This is a genomic window from Arthrobacter sp. BI5, assembly GCF_056680065.1.
In genome coordinates, this window is record NZ_CM155264.1 from 3671376 (window position 1) to 3686382 (window position 15007).

The 15007-nt window shown below is 68.8% G+C and carries 15 protein-coding genes and 1 riboswitch; of the genes, 7 read left to right on the forward strand and 8 right to left on the reverse strand.

Translation table 11 applies throughout. From position 1 onward, the window contains the following. Nucleotides 1–27: 27 nt before the first annotated feature. From AC1MED_RS17035 to AC1MED_RS17050, 4 genes are all read right to left on the reverse strand, one after another. Nucleotides 28–483 carry a MaoC family dehydratase gene (locus AC1MED_RS17035; protein ID WP_479784584.1) on the reverse strand — a complete coding sequence of 152 codons (456 nt, stop codon included), beginning with the start codon at nt 481–483 and terminating at the stop codon, nt 28–30. A 94-nt stretch (nt 484–577) separates the two neighbouring features. Then, entirely contained in the window at nt 578–1801 is a 1224-nt protein-coding gene (locus AC1MED_RS17040; protein ID WP_479784585.1) for an acyl-CoA dehydrogenase family protein, read from the reverse strand. A gap of 1 nt (nt 1802) precedes the next feature. Continuing rightward, nucleotides 1803–2696, reverse strand: a complete 894-nt coding sequence (locus AC1MED_RS17045) for an amidohydrolase family protein (RefSeq protein WP_479784587.1) — start codon at nt 2694–2696, stop codon at nt 1803–1805. Nucleotide 2697: 1 nt separating this feature from the next. Then, nucleotides 2698–3633, reverse strand: a complete 936-nt coding sequence (locus AC1MED_RS17050) for an SDR family NAD(P)-dependent oxidoreductase (RefSeq protein ID WP_479784589.1) — start codon at nt 3631–3633, stop codon at nt 2698–2700. A 123-nt stretch (nt 3634–3756) separates the two neighbouring features. On the opposite strand from AC1MED_RS17050, the gene AC1MED_RS17055 reads away from it, so the two are divergent. The 3 genes from AC1MED_RS17055 to AC1MED_RS17065 all read left to right on the forward strand — a co-directional run bounded on the left by AC1MED_RS17055 (nt 3757) and on the right by AC1MED_RS17065 (nt 7084). Continuing rightward, complete coding sequence (locus AC1MED_RS17055; RefSeq protein WP_479784590.1) at nt 3757–4236, forward strand: MarR family winged helix-turn-helix transcriptional regulator; 480 nt, start codon at nt 3757–3759, stop codon at nt 4234–4236. Nucleotides 4237–4361: 125 nt separating this feature from the next. Then, nucleotides 4362–4949: a low molecular weight protein-tyrosine-phosphatase gene (locus AC1MED_RS17060; protein ID WP_479784592.1), complete on the forward strand. Its 588-nt coding sequence runs from the start codon at nt 4362–4364 to the stop codon at nt 4947–4949. After that, a complete protein-coding gene (locus AC1MED_RS17065) occupies nt 4946–7084 on the forward strand; it encodes a chorismate-binding protein (protein WP_479784593.1) in 2139 nt (712 codons plus the stop codon). Before AC1MED_RS17060 ends, AC1MED_RS17065 begins: the two co-directional genes overlap by 4 nt. A gap of 45 nt (nt 7085–7129) precedes the next feature. Here AC1MED_RS17065 and cls read toward each other — a convergent pair whose 3' ends face one another. After that, nucleotides 7130–8620, reverse strand: coding sequence for a cardiolipin synthase (gene cls, locus AC1MED_RS17070; protein ID WP_346959382.1), 1491 nt, complete (start codon nt 8618–8620; stop codon nt 7130–7132). Nucleotides 8621–8696: 76 nt separating this feature from the next. On the opposite strand from cls, the gene AC1MED_RS17075 reads away from it, so the two are divergent. Continuing rightward, entirely contained in the window at nt 8697–9671 is a 975-nt protein-coding gene (locus tag AC1MED_RS17075) for an aminodeoxychorismate lyase (RefSeq protein ID WP_479784595.1), read from the forward strand. Between the two features lie 19 nt (nt 9672–9690). Here the strand turns inward: AC1MED_RS17075 and AC1MED_RS17080 are convergent, their stop codons facing one another. Continuing rightward, entirely contained in the window at nt 9691–10428 is a 738-nt protein-coding gene (locus AC1MED_RS17080; protein ID WP_479784597.1) for a glycosyltransferase family 2 protein, read from the reverse strand. After that, complete coding sequence (locus AC1MED_RS17085) at nt 10415–11371, reverse strand: ATP-grasp domain-containing protein (RefSeq protein ID WP_479784598.1); 957 nt, start codon at nt 11369–11371, stop codon at nt 10415–10417. Before AC1MED_RS17085 ends, AC1MED_RS17080 begins: the two co-directional genes overlap by 14 nt. A gap of 304 nt (nt 11372–11675) precedes the next feature. Beyond that, nucleotides 11676–11790, forward strand: a riboswitch (SAM riboswitch). 38 nt (nt 11791–11828) lie between these two features. On the opposite strand from AC1MED_RS17085, the gene AC1MED_RS17090 reads away from it, so the two are divergent. Genes AC1MED_RS17090 through AC1MED_RS17100 form a run of 3 tightly spaced genes read left to right on the forward strand, consistent with a single transcriptional unit; the run spans nt 11829 to nt 13747 of the window. Further along, nucleotides 11829–12122 carry a DUF1737 domain-containing protein gene (locus AC1MED_RS17090; protein WP_479786719.1) on the forward strand — a complete coding sequence of 98 codons (294 nt, stop codon included), beginning with the start codon at nt 11829–11831 and terminating at the stop codon, nt 12120–12122. Continuing rightward, nucleotides 12119–12538 (forward strand): rhodanese-like domain-containing protein, encoded by a 420-nt coding sequence (locus AC1MED_RS17095; protein WP_479784600.1) that lies wholly within the window; start codon nt 12119–12121, stop codon nt 12536–12538. The genes AC1MED_RS17090 and AC1MED_RS17095 overlap by 4 nt, the downstream gene beginning before the upstream one ends. Continuing rightward, nucleotides 12539–13747, forward strand: coding sequence for an O-succinylhomoserine sulfhydrylase (locus AC1MED_RS17100; protein WP_479784602.1), 1209 nt, complete (start codon nt 12539–12541; stop codon nt 13745–13747). Here AC1MED_RS17100 and AC1MED_RS17105 read toward each other — a convergent pair. Further along, nucleotides 13744–14982 (reverse strand): glutamate--cysteine ligase 2, encoded by a 1239-nt coding sequence (locus AC1MED_RS17105; RefSeq protein WP_479784604.1) that lies wholly within the window; start codon nt 14980–14982, stop codon nt 13744–13746. The genes AC1MED_RS17100 and AC1MED_RS17105 overlap by 4 nt on opposite strands. Between the last annotated feature and the right edge of the window lie 25 nt (nt 14983–15007).

Consider the following 15007-nt stretch of genomic DNA (forward strand, 5'->3'; position numbering starts at 1 on the left):
GGTGGGGGCAATGGGGGTGGTGGGGGCTTACTTGTAGAAGCGTGCGAGGAACTCGGCGACGACGGCGGGCCGCTCCTGGCCTTCGATTTCGATGGTGTTGGAGACCTTGATCTGGGCGCCGCCCTTGACCTCGGTCACCTCGGCGATCGTGGCGCGCATCCGGATCCGCGAGCCCACCTTGACGGGGGAGGTGAAGCGGACCTTGTCCAGGCCGTAGTTGACCTTGGTGGTGACGCCCTCGACGTCGAACAGCTCGCCCCAGAACGGGATGATGAGCGAGAGGGTGAGGAACCCGTGTGCGATCGGGGCGCCGAAGGGGCCGTCCTTGGCGCGTTCCGGGTCCACGTGGATCCACTGGTCATCGCCGGTGGCGTCGGCGAATTTGTTGATTTGTTCCTGCGTGATTTCGCGGTAGTCGGTGGCGCCGAGGTCGGTGCCGGCGAGGGTGAGCAGTTTGTCGAAGTCGACGACGAGTTTGGGCATCTTTAGCTCCTGGTGTGGGTGGTGGAACGACGGCGGGATCCGGCTGGGCGGACCGCCTGAAGGATCAGTAAGTGAAGGATCGGTCGGTGAAGGCCTAGCGGGTGAAGGCGCCGTGGCCGGTGAGGGCGCGGCCGATGATCAGGGCGTTGATTTCGTGCGTGCCCTCGTAGGAATAGACGGCCTCGGCGTCGGCATGGAACCGGGCGACGTCGGTCTCGAGCGTGATGCCGTTGCCGCCCACCACTTCCCGGGCGAGCGCCACGGTTTCGCGCATCAGCAGGGAGGTCTGCATCTTGGCCAGGGCGGAATCCTGGTCCCGGTAAATGCCTTTTGCCTGCTGCTCGGTCAGCCTGACCACGAGGGACAGGGCCGAGGTGACGTTGCCGAGCATCCGGGCCAGCTTCTCCTGGACCAGCTGGAAGGACCCCAGCGGCCGGCCGAACTGCTCCCGCTGCGTGACGTAGCGGCAGGCGGCCTCGAACGCGCCGGCGGCCATGCCGGTGGCGATCCAGGCGACGTCGGAGCGCATGGCCCGCAGCATCGCGGCCACGTCGCGGAAGGAGTTGACGTTGTGCAGCCGCATCGATTCCGGGACGAGGACGTCCTCGAGGGTGATGTGTGCGTTCTGCATCATCCGCAGGGACGTCTTGCCGTGGATCTTCTCCAGGGTGACACCGTCGGCCTCACGGTCCACGAGGAACGCTTTGACCTGCCCGTCGGCCTCGTCACGGGCGAACACAGCCAGCACGTCGGCCGTGGCCGCTCCCCCGATCCAGCGCTTGGCGCCGTTGATGACCCAGCTGTCGCCCTCGCGGCGGGCGCTGGTGGAGAGCCCGCCGGCGATGTCCGAGCCGGAGTCCGGTTCGGTCAGCGAAAAGACGCCCTTGAGCGAGAAATCGAGAACCTTGGGCATCCATTCGGCCTGCTGCTCGGCGGAGGCGCCGACCTGGATGGCGGTCCGGAACAGGCCGGCCTGGGCCGTGTAGAAGGTGGCCAGCGACGCGTCTGTGCGGGCAAGTTCGAAGATCCGGAAGCCGTGGTAGATGCCGCGGGCGGGGGTTCGCTCTGCACCCTGGGCGCCGGTCAGGTCCGCCGGCTCCATCAGGTCCAGGTCGATCAGCGGCCGGGCCAGCTGGTCCGGGAAGTCGCCGCGCTCCCAGTACTCGGCGAGCAGCGGCCGGGCCTGTTCGTCGAGGAAGGTGCGCAGCCGGCCCAGGACCCGGCGCTCGGCGTCGGTGAGCAGGGATTCGGCGTCGTAAAAGTCGCAGACCCCGTACAGCCGCTCCTGCGCGGCGGCGACGTCCGTGCCAACGCTCATCTCAACCCTCCAGCCCGAGCAGACGGACGGCGTTGCCCTTGAGGATCTTGGGGCGGACCGCGTCCTTGAGCGGCAGGTCCGCGAAGGCGCCCAGCCATTTCTGCGGGGTGATCAACGGGAAGTCGGTGCCGAACAGCACCTTGTCCTGCAGCACCGAGTTGGCCATCCGGACCAGCGACTCGGGGAAGTACTTCGGCGACCAGCCGGACAGGTCAATGAACACGTTGGCCTTGTGGGTGGCGATCGAGTTGGCCTCGTCCTGCCACGGCACCGAGGGGTGCGCCATGATGATCTGCAGCTCCGGGAAGTCCGCGGCGACGGCGTCGAGCAGGAGCGGGTTGGAGTAGCCGAGCTTGATCCCGTACCCGCCGGGCAGCCCCGCGCCCATGCCGTTCTGTCCGGTGTGGAAGATCGCCGGCAGGCCCAGTTCCTGGAGGGCCTCCCAGAGCGGATAGAACTGCTCGTTCGAGGGGTCGAAGCCCTGCAGGCTGGGGTGGAACTTGAAACCGCGCGCGCCCAGGTCCACGGCCTGGTGCTTGGCACCCTGGATGGCCTCGATGCCGGTGCGCGGGTCGACGCTGCCGAACGGAATCAGCACATCGTTGTTGCGGGCCGCCCCGGCGATGAGTTCGGGGATGCTGTTGGGTTCGTGCTTGAGCTGGGTACGGGCATCCACCGTGAAAACGACGGCGGCCATGTTCAGTTCTCGGTAGATCTCCGCGATCCGGTCCAGTGACGGCGTCCGCTCCTCGGCTTTGAAGTACTTGGCGGAGGCCTCGGTGAGCGTCTCCGGCAGGGAGCCGTGGCCGTGGCCGTCCACCTCGAGGTGGACGTGCATGTCGATCGCATCGAGCTTTGAGGCATCGATGCCGAGTTCGTAGCGTGCGGCGGTCATGTCAGCGGGCCTCTGCCGGTTCCGGCTGCAGTTCCTCGGGCAGCGGCAGGAACTCCTCCCCCACGCTCTGCAGTTTGTCGCCGAAGAGCGCGCCGAAGTTATCGACCAGGTCCTGGTAGCCCCAGCCGCCCTCGCGGTACTCGGTGGCCGCGGCCTCGGGGTGGGTCCAGAGCTGCAGGCGGTCACCGCCGGCGCCGATGGCCTGGCCGGTAACGCCGGCGGCGGCGTCGGAGGCCAGGAACGCAACCAGTCCGGCGACGTCGTCGGCGGTGCCGAAACCGAGCTCGTGGCGGAAGAACGCCGGCATGGCCTCGCCGCGCTCGTCCGCCTCGACGGCCTTCTGGAAGTAGGGGACGGTCTTGGTCATCGCCGTGGCAGCCACCGGGATGACGGCGTTGGCGGTGACGCCGGCCTTCTTCATCTCCAGCGCCCAGGTGCGGACCATGCCGACGATTCCGGCCTTGGCCGCGGCGTAGTTGGTCTGGCCAAAGTTGCCGCGCTGGCCGGTGGGCGAACCGATGGTGATGATGCGGCCGGGGATACCGTTCTCCTTGAAGTAGCCGAACGCCTCCCGGGCGCAGGTGAAGGTGCCGCGCAGGTGCACGTTGATGACCGCATCAAAATCGTCGTCCGTCATCTTCAGCAGCGACTTGTCCCGCAGGATCCCGGCGTTCGTGACCAGGATGTCCAGCCGGCCGAATTCCGTCACGGCCGCCTGCACCAGCTGCTTGGCGACCTCGGAGCTGCCCACCGGGGCGACGACGGCGGCGGCCCGCCCTCCGTCGGCTTCGATAATCCGGACCGCCTCGTCGGCGACGGCCGCGTCCACGTCGTTGATCACGACGGCGGCGCCCTGCCGGGCCAGCTCCCGGGCATAGGCCAGGCCCAGGCCGCGGCCGCTTCCCGTGACGATTGCTACTTTTCCTGTGAGGCTCATCGCTGCTCCTTTGCTAGCTGCCGTGTGCATCCTGCCCTGGGGCGTGGGATGCTGGTCTGCATCCATGAAAGTATGGATAATTGAGAATGTCAATGATTTATTTTGTGGACTATTGGAGCGGACATGGCGACCGAAGTAGACGAGGCACCGGGCACCCGGCCGGCAGACAAGCTCATGGCGGCGTCGATCAGCCTGGATGCGGGATTCCTGCTGGCGAAGCTGCATGCCGCCGGTTCCGTCCTCAACAACCGCGCCCTGGCCGAGTTCGGGCTCAAGGAGCGCTCCTATTCAGTACTGGCCCTGGCCAACAGCGAGCTGGAACCCACGCAGCGTGAAATGGCGGAGTTCCTCAGCCTGGATCCCAGCCAGATCGTGGCCCTCATCGACGAACTCGAAAAGCGCGGCCTGGTGGTCCGTGCGCCCGGCAAGCAGGACCGCCGGGCCAAGATTGTGTCCGCCACCGCGGCGGGAGCGGCCGTGTTCCGCCGCGCCGAGGCCGCGGCCCGGGCGGCGGAGGCCGAGGCCCTCACCGACCTCAGCGATACGGAGGTGGGCGAACTGAAGGCCCTGCTGCGGAAGGCGCTCTGGAGCCGGGCCGCCTGAGTTCCGGCACTGCGCCGGCCACGCATGGCGCCCACGTGACAGTCAGCGATAGCTATGTGACAGGAATTGTCACATTTCGTCCGGCGCGGCTAGCCAAGAGGCCTCCGGATCGGCCATGCTTAGTCATGACCTCAACGTCGAGCCAGTACCGGATCATCACGGTCTGCACCGGAAACATTTGCCGGTCACCGATGGCCGAATTGATGCTGGCCGAGGCCCTGGCCGCAGCGCAGCTGACCGGCGTCGACGTCGATTCAGCAGGGATCACCGCGTACGAGGTGGGCCGCCCGATTGATCCCCGCGCCGCGCGCAAGCTCTCGGCCCACAACATTTCCTCCGAACTCCACGTCGCGCGCGAGTGGCGCAGCGAATGGTTCCTGTCCCGCGAGCTGATCCTGGCCCTGGACGTGGACCACTACGGCTGGCTCCGCCAGGCAGCCCCGGACCAGGCCTCGCTGGCGAAGATCCGGATGCTGCGCAGCTTTGATCCCGCCGTGGCCGGCAGGGATCCGCTGGAGCAGGGCATCGAGGACCCCTGGTACGGAGGGCATACCGACTTTGACACCACCTGGGAGCTGATCCACGCCGCCATCCCCGGCATCCTGGAGCACGTCCGCGCCGCCCGGCGGCCGGCCGGCCCGGGACCCCAGGACCGGCTGCAGGACCTGACGCACCGGGACGGCGCGGGGCAGCGGGTACGCTCTAGTTCATGAGCCGCGCACCCGTCATCATCGCCATCGACGGACGCTCCGGCGCAGGGAAGACCACCCTGGCCATCGAGCTCGCGGCCCGGCTCCGGGAGCACCACAAGGTCTCGCTCTTCCATCTCGAGGACATCTACCCCGGCTGGAACGGCCTCGCCGCTGGCATCGACCGCTACGCCGCCACTGTCCTCGCCCCGCTGCGCCGCAGCGAGCCAGCCCGCTGGGTCAGCTGGGACTGGGATCGGCATTACGACGGCGCCGCCCGCGTCACTGAGCCGGCCGAAATTGTCCTGGTCGAAGGCGTGGGCGCCGCCGCCGCAGCCGCAGTGCCGTTCCTCGACGCCGTGGTCTGGGCCGATTCGCCCGAGCAGGACCGCCGCACCCGGGCCCTCGCCCGCGACGGCGCAAGCTACGAACCCTACTGGGAGCAGTGGGCCGGCCAGGAAGACGAGTGGCTGGCCGCCGACGACGTGCCTGCCCGCGCCGACGTGCGGGTGCTCAACCTCGCCGACGGCGCTGCCCCGGCCGAGGTACTGCAGGCCCTCCAATACCTTCCGGCGCTGACCCCAGTGCTGCTCCCCGAGCTTGCAGCCCGCCGCGGGCTGCAGCTGAGGACCGAGCGGATCAGTGCCGCCCCGGACGCGGCCCGGCTCTTCGAAACGCTCTACGGCAGCTCGCCGAACGCCGTGTGGCTCGACTCCTCCCTCACGGAGCTAACCGGGGAAAGCCGGCGCGGCCAGGGTGCAGACGGCCAGGGTCCGGGCGGTGAGGCGGCCGAACGCAGCCGCTTCAGCATCCTGGCGGACGACGGCGGCAGTTACGGCCAGTCGGTCCGGCACCAATCCGGCCGGACCTCGGTGCGCGTGGGCAATGCCACCGTGCAGACCGAGGGAGGGTTCTTCCGCTGGCTCGACGGGGTCTGGGGCCGCCGTGCGCTGCGCGCGCCGGAGGAGTACCCGTGCGAGTTCACGCTCGGCTGGCTGGGTTACCTCGGCTACGAGCTCAAGCGTGAAACCGGCGGTAGTAACGTCACCGCCACCACCCCGGATGCCGGCCTGATCTTCGCCGGACGCGCCGTGGTCCTGGACCACCGGGAGCGCACGGTGTGGCTGCTCGCGCTCGAGTCCGCGGACTCCGGGGACTGGCTCGCCGCGGCCCGCGCCGCCGTCACGGCCGCTGAGGGCGGCAGGCCAGGCGGCAGCGGCGGGGGCAGAGTTGGAGACGGCAGAGTGCCAGACGGCGGCAGCGACGGCGTCGTGCGCGCCCTCGGCACCGCACCCGACTTTGCTTTCCGCGCCCGGGATACCGAAGCGGAGTACAAGGCCAAGATCACCGCGGCGCAGCATGAAATCACCGAGGGCAACAGCTATGAGGTCTGCCTCACCACGGCCTTGACGGCCACCGTGCCCGCCGGGGAACTCGATCCGTGGCAGGCCTACCTGGCGCTGCGCCGGCGCAACCCGGCGCCGTTTGCGAGCTTCCTGCGCCTCGGGGAGCTCACCGTGGCCAGCACCTCGCCGGAGCGCTTCCTGCGGATCGACGCCGACGGCGCCATGCGGGCGGAGCCGATCAAGGGCACCCGGCGCCGGGCTTCCGACGCCGCCCGGGACGAACAGCTGCGCCGGGAGCTGGAATCCTCGCCCAAGGACCGGGCCGAAAACATCATGATCGTGGACCTGCTGCGCAACGACCTGAGCCATTTCGCGGTGCCCGGCTCCGTATCCGTCAGCCGTCTCTGTGCAATCGAAAGCTACGCCACGGTGCACCAGCTGGTCAGCACCATTGACGCACAGCTCCGTCCCGGCATGCCGCGGGCCGAGGCCGTGGCGGCGTGCTTCCCGGCCGGCTCCATGACCGGTGCCCCCAAGGTCAGCACCATGGCCATCCTGGACCGGCTCGAGGCGGCCCCGCGGGGCGTCTATTCCGGGGCGATCGGCTACTTTTCGCTCAGCGGAGCCACCGACCTCGCGGTCGCCATCCGGACGCTGGTGGTGGGCCCGGGCCCGGGCCAGAGCAGCGCGGTGAGCCTCGGCGTCGGCGGCGCCATCACCGCGGATTCCTCGCCCCAGGAAGAATATGAGGAGATCCGGACCAAAGCCTTCGGTGTGCTCTCGGCGCTCGGCGCCGGCTTCCCGCCGGGCTAGCCGCGGGAACCGGAGTAGGCGCCGGCACGGGCCGTTACGGCATACCTACTGCAGGGTGGAGGTGAGCCGGGCGACGTTGTCCACATACTTGACCCCCACCGGGCGTTTCATCCAGTCCTCGAGCGTCAGTTCGCGCGAGATGCCCCGGTAGGTGTCCTCCACCGCGCTGATCCGCCGCACGATGTCCTCGCCCAGGAGCATCACCGAGACCTCAAGGTTCAGCGAGAAGGAGCGCATGTCCATGTTGCTGGAACCCAGCACGGCAACCTCGTTGTCGATCGTGAAGTGCTTGGCGTGCAGCACGAACGGGGCCTTGTAGAGGTAGATCCGCACCCCGGCCTCCAGCAGCGCCTCGTAGTACGACTGCTGGGCGTGGTGGACCAGGAACTGGTCGCCCTTCTCGGAGACGAAGAGTTCGACGTCGACGCCGCGCTGCGCCGCCGTCGTCACCGCGTACAGGAGCGAATCGTCGGGGACGAAGTAGGGGCTGCAGATTGAGATCTTGTGCTGCGCCGAGTAAATCAGCGTGTTGAAGAGCCGCAGGTTGTTTTCGGTGATGAAGCCGGGGCCGCTGGGCACCACCTGGGCCGTGATGTTGCCGGCGTGCAGCTCGGGCCGGTGCGCGAGCTGGTGTTCCAGGGACTCATCCGTCTCGCTGAGCCAGTCGGTGGCGAAGACGACGTTGAGTGTGGTGACAATCGGGCCGCGCAGGCAGGCCATCAGCTCGACCCATTCCCGGCCGACCTTGCGGTGCCGGGGGTTGTTGTAGGAGGGCTCGATCAGATTCTGCGAACCGGTGAAGGCGACTTCGCCGTCGATCACCATGATCTTGCGGTGGTTGCGCAGGTCCGGGCGGCGCCACTGCCCGTGCACGGGCCGCAGCGGCAGCATCGGCCGCCAGCGGATCTTGCTGGCCTTCAGCCGGGCGATGAGCTTGCTGTAGCCCTTGATCCGCAGGGTTCCCAGGTGGTCGAACAGGAGGCGGACTTCGACGCCGCGCTCGGCGGCTTCCTCCATCGCCGTCAGCAGGTCGTCCGTGATGTGGTCCGAGCTGAGGATGTAGAACTCGGCGTTGACAAAGGACTCGGCCTCGCGGACGGCGGCCGCCATCGCCTTGATCGAGTCCGGGTAGCCGGGCAGGAGTTCCACGTGGTTGCCGTCCACCATCGGCAGCGAACCCAGTGTCTTGTTCAGTTCCGCCGCGGAGGACACCCACTCCGGACCCTCGTAGCTGCTTTCCAGCATCGCCAGTTCGGAGGTGCCGGCGCGCACGCGGGTGTTCACCGCTTCCTGCTGCGCCCGGCGCTTCCGGGAGAGCCGGAAGTTGCCGAAGAGCAGGAACAGGACCAGGCCCAGGGCCGGGACGAAGAAGATGCCCAGCAGCCAGGCCATGGCGGTGGTGGGACGGCGGTTGCCCGGGATGATGCCCAGCGCCAGGACCCTGATGACGAGGTCGACCAGGGTCAGAATGAGGACGACCCAGGACGGGAGTGTTCCCACTAGCGGAAATGGCCACAGCACAGGCGAACCCCTCATGATCCAGACCCGCGGAACAGTTCCGGAACGGGCAACCCGCAAATCCTATCCCGGCACGCCGCACTAAGCTGAAGGCATGACTACCCCTGCCTCTGTTCCGGCCCGCCCGACGGTGCTGGTGTTCCTCGATCCCGCGTTTGAAAACGGCCGCGTCGCCGACTCGTCCAAGCCGCAGCTGATGGCCACGGACCAGGGCGCGACGCGCGGCGACGGCGTTTTCGAGTCGTTGCTGGTGGTGGGGGGACGGCCGCGCAAGCTGCAGGCCCACCTGAGCCGGCTGGCCGGCTCCGCGCGCGCCCTGGAGCTGGCCATCCCGGACGAGGACGCCTGGCGCCGCGCGATCGGGACGGCCATCAGCGAGTTCGGCGGCCCGGCTGACGACGCCGGCGATGCTGGCGAAGCTGACGGTGCGGCTGACGAGGTGGTGGTGAAACTGCTCGCCACCCGCGGCGTCGAGGGCGACTCCGCACCGACGTGCTGGGTCCAGGCCTCCCCTCCGCCGGCCGTCGGGCGGCTGCAGCGTGAGACGGGCATTGACGTCATCCTGCTGGACCGCGGCTATGACAGCGAGGTGGGCGAACGCGCCCCGTGGCTGCTGCTGGGCGCCAAGACGCTGTCCTACGCGGTGAACATGGCGGCGCTCCGGTATGCCCACCACCAGGGCGCGGACGATGTCATCTTCACCTCCGCGGACGGCCGGGTCCTGGAGGGTCCGACGTCGACCGTGCTGCTGGCGCACCTGGAATCCACCGACGACGGCGCGGGCGGGGTGCGGACCGTGCGCCGGCTGATCACCCCGCAGCTGGATAGCGGAATCCTTCCCGGCACCTCGCAGGGCGCCCTGTTCACTGCGGCGAAGGCCGCCGGGTGGGAACTCGGCTACGGTCCGCTGGTCCCCGAGGACTTGTACGACGCGGACGCCGTCTGGCTCATCTCGAGCATCCGGCTCCTCGCCCCGGTGAACCACATCGACGGCAAGGAGATCGGCACGCCCGAACTGCGGCGGCAGCTCACGGCGGAGCTCAACGAACTTTTCGCCACGATCGAGTAAGGCGCGGAGCGACCCGAGCTCAGCTCCGGGTCCTTGGGCGATGGAACCGGTCCCCCGCGGTAGTCGCTGAAGTATCGGCGTAGGCCAAGTCACGCGGAGCGGAGGCCACCCGGTAGCCGGCGCGGCGCACCCGCCTGATCAGTTCCCGGTCTCCGCCCACCAGCAGGTCTTCCGGGAGAGGTCCGATTTCCTCAAGCACGGCCCGGGATACCGCTCTGATGTTGCCGGGGCGGGCCGGCAGGCAGCCGCTCACGGCGAGGGCTCTCCGGAGCAACCCGGCGCCGCGGCTCAGGGAGGATGGTATCCGGGGCCGCTCCGGGGCCGCCGTGGCCGGCCGGGCGTCGCCGCAGACCGCGCCGGTATTCTCGTCCGCGAAGCCTTGGAGCATCCTTTTGACCGTGTTCCGTGAGAGGACCACGTCCGAATCCATGAACACCACGACCTCGCCGGATGCGTGCCGTAAGCCCAGATTCAGGGCGGCACCTGTGCCCACGTTGGCCTGGCTGAGCACTTTGATTCGGAGATCGGCCGCGGCCACGCCCTTCATCAGTTCGAACGTGTTGTCGGTCGAGCCGTCGTCGACCAGCACCACTTCGTAACGGTCGTAGCTGGTGAGCTGGATGGAGCGTACACAGCTCTCTATGCGGGCCGCCTCGTTGAAGGCCGGCACAATGATCGACACAGTCGGCCACATGTCCAGCAGGGTGGGCACCCCGCGGCGACGCCGCACTGCGGCGCGGACCTCATACCAGGGCATTGCCGTGCACCCGTGGGAACTGACGGAAGGATGCCGGGTTGAACGATGGCAGGGTAAATGCCCCTAGAACGGCGTCGAGCAATTCCGGGACGAGCCCGCTGTTCCTGCCGAACCGGGCGGTCACACCGAGCACCACCGGCGTCCCGTCGGCACGCCGCCTGACATCGACGCCAACCGGGCCGGTCAGCCCAAGCGCGCGGACAGCGGCCATGGCCACATTTCCCACATCCATGGCCTCGCCGATTTCGACCCGACGGGCGGCCGCCGCGTTTCCAGCCTTCCCCTGGGCCGGTGCAGTTTTTTCGATAACGACGACGAACGGAGCGGCCGCGTTCTGCACCGGGGTGCCGAAGACCATCGGGCCGTAAGCGGTTCCCGGGATGAATTCCTGCACGATCTGGCCTTCCGGCAGTCTGTGCCAGTCCACGTCGCTGCCTCCGTCGACGACGGTCACGCCGCTGCCGCCGCCGGAGACCCGGGGGCGGACGACTACCGGTCCGCCAAGCGCTTCCATGGCGGCCTCAGCGCCGGAGAAATCCCGGGGCACCCCGAACCGCGGGACGGCCACCCCGGCCGATTGCAGCCGCCATGCGGTAAAGAGCCTGTCGTGGGCGAGGGCCACGGGTCCCGGCTCGCCAATGATGACGCGGACATCGGGGCCGAAGGCGGGCCGGAAGGCCGCCAGCTGCGGCAGCTCGTCAGTCACGGTAGGAATGACAACGTTCACGTCTTCGGCGGCCACCAGCCGGCGGAGCGCCGAGACCAGCTCCGGATCCGAGGCCTCCGGGACGCGGACGGCGGTGATTCCCGACCCTGCCGGCAGTTCGCGGATGTCGGTACCCAGGACGGGGACGCCTCGCGCTTTGAGCTGGGCCGCGACGGCCCGTCCGGCAGGTCCCCCCGCGCCGGTGATGAGCACGCGGGGCTTCACAGGTGGTCCCATAAAAATCCAGTTCCTTCGTAGACATGCCGGGTGCCCCAGTGCAGCGCCTGGCTAATGCTGGTTATCCCATTGGAAATCTGCTGGCACGTCGGTCGTGCCCGTCCCAGTCAAGGCGAGGGTGGCCAGGGATATCCCGAGTAGGAACTACCCGAATCTGCCCCGCAGGCACTGCGCCGGATGCCCACGAGTACTGGGGTTGCTGCCAGCGCTACCCGCGCCCATGCCGTTGCTGGAAACGCCGGCCCGTGACTTAACATGACGGCGCCGCCGGTGCCGACGGCACGGAAGTGCTACGTTTTTGGGGAGTAATGAGACCCGGCGCCAAGCCCTGACTGGCCGGTCGGCAACCCTCCCTTTCGCGGCGGGGTGCCTCAGGTGAATACTCGGCATATCGAGAGTTCGAGCTGCAAGCGTGAAAGTAAGGAGATCCGTCGTGCCCGACGCGTCCGCACCCGCTGTGCCCGCCACAGCCCCCGCCCCGTCCTCCGCCGCCCCCGGCCCGGCCGCCGAAGCGAGGCTGGCCTACCGCCTGTTCACCGGTCCCGATGACCGCAGCTTCTGCGAACGGGTCTCCGCCGCCCTGGCCGAGGGCTATGTCCTGCATGGCAGCCCCTCCGCGACCTTCAATGGCAGCACCGTGATCGTGGCCCAGGCGCTCGTGCTGCCGTCCGCCATCGCGAGCGCTGACGCCGCCGTCGCCAACGCGGTGGATGAGCTGGACGTCGAGTTCGACGGCGGGGGCCACGCATGAACTACGCCGGAGACCTGAGCCCGGAGGAGGCATGGGCCACGCTTGAGGCGGGCGCCGTCCTGGTGGACGTCCGCACCGAGGGCGAATGGGCCCGGATCGGCACCCCCGACACCACGGCCGCGGGCGAACGACGGAACGATCCGCTCTTCATCCAGTGGAACCTGGCCGGCGGCATCCCCAATTCGCAGTTTGTTGAACAGTTGAAACAGCGGGCCCCGAAAGGCGGAGGAACCGAACTGGTCTTCCTGTGCCGTTCAGGCGCCCGGTCCGTCGCCGCGGCAATAGCGGCGACGGAAGCCGGCTTCACCTCTTACAACGTCCTCGAGGGCTTCGAAGGCGAACCGGACCGTCACGGCGAACGCACCGTCAACGGCTGGAAAAACCGCGGCCTGCCCACCAACCCCGGAAAGCACTAAGTGAGCTTTAATCCCGATGCCCAAGGCTGGAGCCCGGACACCCAGGCCGTCCGCGGCGGACTCGACCGCACCGGCTTCCAGGAGACCACCGAACCGATCTTCCTGAACTCAGGCTTCGTCTACGAATCCGCCGCCGCCGCGGAACGCGCCTTCACCGGCGAGGACGAACGCTTTGTGTATTCGCGCTACGGCAACCCCTCGGTGGCCACCTTCCAGGAGCGGCTCCGGCTGCTGGAAGGAACCGAAGCATGCTTCGCGACGGCGTCCGGCATGTCCGCCGTGTTCACCGCGCTGGGGGCGCTGCTGGGGGCCGGCGACCGGGTAGTCGCCGCCCGCTCCCTCTTCGGATCCTGCTTCGTGATCCTCAACGAGATCCTCCCCCGCTGGGGTGTGGAGACGGTCTTCGTGGACGGCCCCGACCTTGAGCAGTGGCGCTCGGCGCTGTCGGAGCCGACGACGGCGGTCTTCTTCGAGTCGCCGTCGAACCCGATGCAGGAAATCGTGGACATCGCCGCCGTGAGCGAACTGGCGCACGCCGCCGGCGCGACCGTCATCGTTGACAACGTCTTTGCCACTCCCCTGCTGCAGCGCTGCGGGGAACTCGGCGCGGACGTGATTGTGTATTCCGGCACCAAACACATTGACGGCCAGGGCCGGGTGCTCGGCGGCGCGATCCTGGGCACCAAGGAGTTCATCGAAGGCCCGGTCAAGCAGCTTATGCGCCACACCGGCCCGGCGCTCTCCGCCTTCAACGCGTGGGTGCTGACCAAGGGGCTGGAGACCATGGCCCTGCGGGTGAACCACTCCTCCGCCTCCGCGCTGCGGCTGGCCGAGTGGCTCCAGGAGCAGCCGGCGGTCAGCTGGGTCAAGTACCCGCTGCTGCCATCCCATCCGCAGTACGAGCTGGCCGCACGGCAGATGAAGGCCGGCGGCACCGTCTTGACGTTCGAGCTGTCACCCTCGCCCGGCCGCACGGCCAAGGAGGCCGCCTTTGCGCTGCTGGACTCGCTGCGGATCATCGATATTTCCAACAACCTGGGTGATTCGAAGTCCCTGATCACCCATCCGGCCACCACGACGCACCGCGCCATGGGACCGGACGGCCGGGCAGCGATCGGGCTGAGCGACGGCGTCGTCCGGCTGTCGGTGGGCCTGGAAGACGTCGAGGACCTGATCCGCGACCTCGGGCAGGCACTCAAGCAGGTTTAGTCCCGGCGTACCCGTGAGAGCACGGGGGTCGGCTCCGCTGCCGCCCTGGCGTCCGCGCCGTGCGTCGTGACCCGCACGGCGTGGGCGACGACGGCGGCCAGGCCTGCGTCGTCGGCGGGCGTGTCCAGCCCGGGCGCGCAGAGCGCCTGGCGCTGCAGCTGCGACCCGGTGCCGTTCGCCAGGACCCGGTCCACGCCGCGGCGCGCCAGTTCCAGCTCGCCCTGCTCCGCCAGGACGGGGGCCACGAAGTCCACCAGCGCATGCACCACCTCGGCGGCAGGGGCGGGCCGGAAGCTGCCGAAGTCCAGCAGCTCGCCGCGCAGCCCGCAGTTGCTGGCCTGCCAGGCGGCCATCTTCAGCAGCACCGTCGGTACCGGGGCCGGATCCACGCCGTCGCGCCACTCCCGGCTGGCGGACTCCACCAGTGCGCGCACCAGCACCGCGATCAGCGCTGCGTCCTCCGCGCGCAGGCAGACATCCGCGACCCGGACCTCGACGGTGGGGTGGTGCCGGGCCAGCCGCGCGTCGAAGTAGACCATGCCTTCGTCAAACAGCACCCCGCTCTCCAGCAGCCGCGTGACTACCCGCCGGTACACCGGAAGGCTGCCGAAGATCGTGGCGGGACCGGCTGCCGGCCAGCGGTTCCACGCCTGGGTACGGTAGCTTTCGAAGCCGGTCTCCGCCCCGTTCCAGAAGGGCGAGTTGGCGCTGAGCGCGATGAGCACCGCCAGCTTGTCCCGGATCCGGTCCAGGACCGCCACGCCCTCCTCCGGGGATTCGATGAAGGTGTGGACATGGAATCCGCAGGTCAGCTGCTCCTGCACGGTGAGGCCGAACCGCTTTTGCATGGTGGCATAGCGCGGGTTGGGGGTTGTGTGCGTAGCGGACGCCAGCGGCGAGGTGGCCAGGGCCGCCACCCGGGCGCCATGGGTCAGGGCGGCGCGGTCCGTGAACGCCCGGGACTGCCGGATCTGCTGCAGCAGCCCGCCGTGGTCCAGGCAGGGGACGGTCTGCGTCTCGATCTGCTCGAGCTTAAGCTCGAAACTGAAACCGGAATCGTCGTGGTGCGGATCGCGACCGGCAGACGCGGGCGGCGCGGCGGCGGCGGCGTACGGATCGTGACCGGCACCGGGGGCCGGCCTCAGCCCCCTCAACAGTGCGTCGGCGAGCGCCAGCGGGACCCCGGTGACGGGGTCCACGATCAGCAGTTCCTCCTCAACGCCGAAGGTGCGCATGCAACCATTGTGCGCCAGCCCCTCC

Excerpts from the sequence above, each read along its gene's own strand:
- AC1MED_RS17105 (WP_479784604.1), bottom strand. The coding sequence starts at position 14,982 with ATGCGCACCTTCGGCGTTGAGGAGGAACTGCTGATCGTGGACCCCGTC.
- AC1MED_RS17085 (WP_479784598.1), bottom strand. The coding sequence starts at position 11,371 with ATGGGACCACCTGTGAAGCCCCGCGTGCTCATCACCGGCGCGGGGGGA.
- AC1MED_RS17080 (WP_479784597.1), bottom strand. The coding sequence starts at position 10,428 with ATGCCCTGGTATGAGGTCCGCGCCGCAGTGCGGCGTCGCCGCGGGGTG.
- cls (WP_346959382.1), bottom strand. The coding sequence starts at position 8,620 with ATGAGGGGTTCGCCTGTGCTGTGGCCATTTCCGCTAGTGGGAACACTC.
- AC1MED_RS17040 (WP_479784585.1), bottom strand. The coding sequence starts at position 1,801 with ATGAGCGTTGGCACGGACGTCGCCGCCGCGCAGGAGCGGCTGTACGGG.
- AC1MED_RS17065 (WP_479784593.1), top strand. The coding sequence starts at position 4,946 with ATGAGCCGCGCACCCGTCATCATCGCCATCGACGGACGCTCCGGCGCA.
- AC1MED_RS17095 (WP_479784600.1), top strand. The coding sequence starts at position 12,119 with ATGAACTACGCCGGAGACCTGAGCCCGGAGGAGGCATGGGCCACGCTT.
- AC1MED_RS17055 (WP_479784590.1), top strand. The coding sequence starts at position 3,757 with ATGGCGACCGAAGTAGACGAGGCACCGGGCACCCGGCCGGCAGACAAG.
- AC1MED_RS17060 (WP_479784592.1), top strand. The coding sequence starts at position 4,362 with ATGACCTCAACGTCGAGCCAGTACCGGATCATCACGGTCTGCACCGGA.
- AC1MED_RS17035 (WP_479784584.1), bottom strand. The coding sequence starts at position 483 with ATGCCCAAACTCGTCGTCGACTTCGACAAACTGCTCACCCTCGCCGGC.
- AC1MED_RS17045 (WP_479784587.1), bottom strand. The coding sequence starts at position 2,696 with ATGACCGCCGCACGCTACGAACTCGGCATCGATGCCTCAAAGCTCGAT.
- AC1MED_RS17075 (WP_479784595.1), top strand. The coding sequence starts at position 8,697 with ATGACTACCCCTGCCTCTGTTCCGGCCCGCCCGACGGTGCTGGTGTTC.
- AC1MED_RS17050 (WP_479784589.1), bottom strand. The coding sequence starts at position 3,633 with ATGAGCCTCACAGGAAAAGTAGCAATCGTCACGGGAAGCGGCCGCGGC.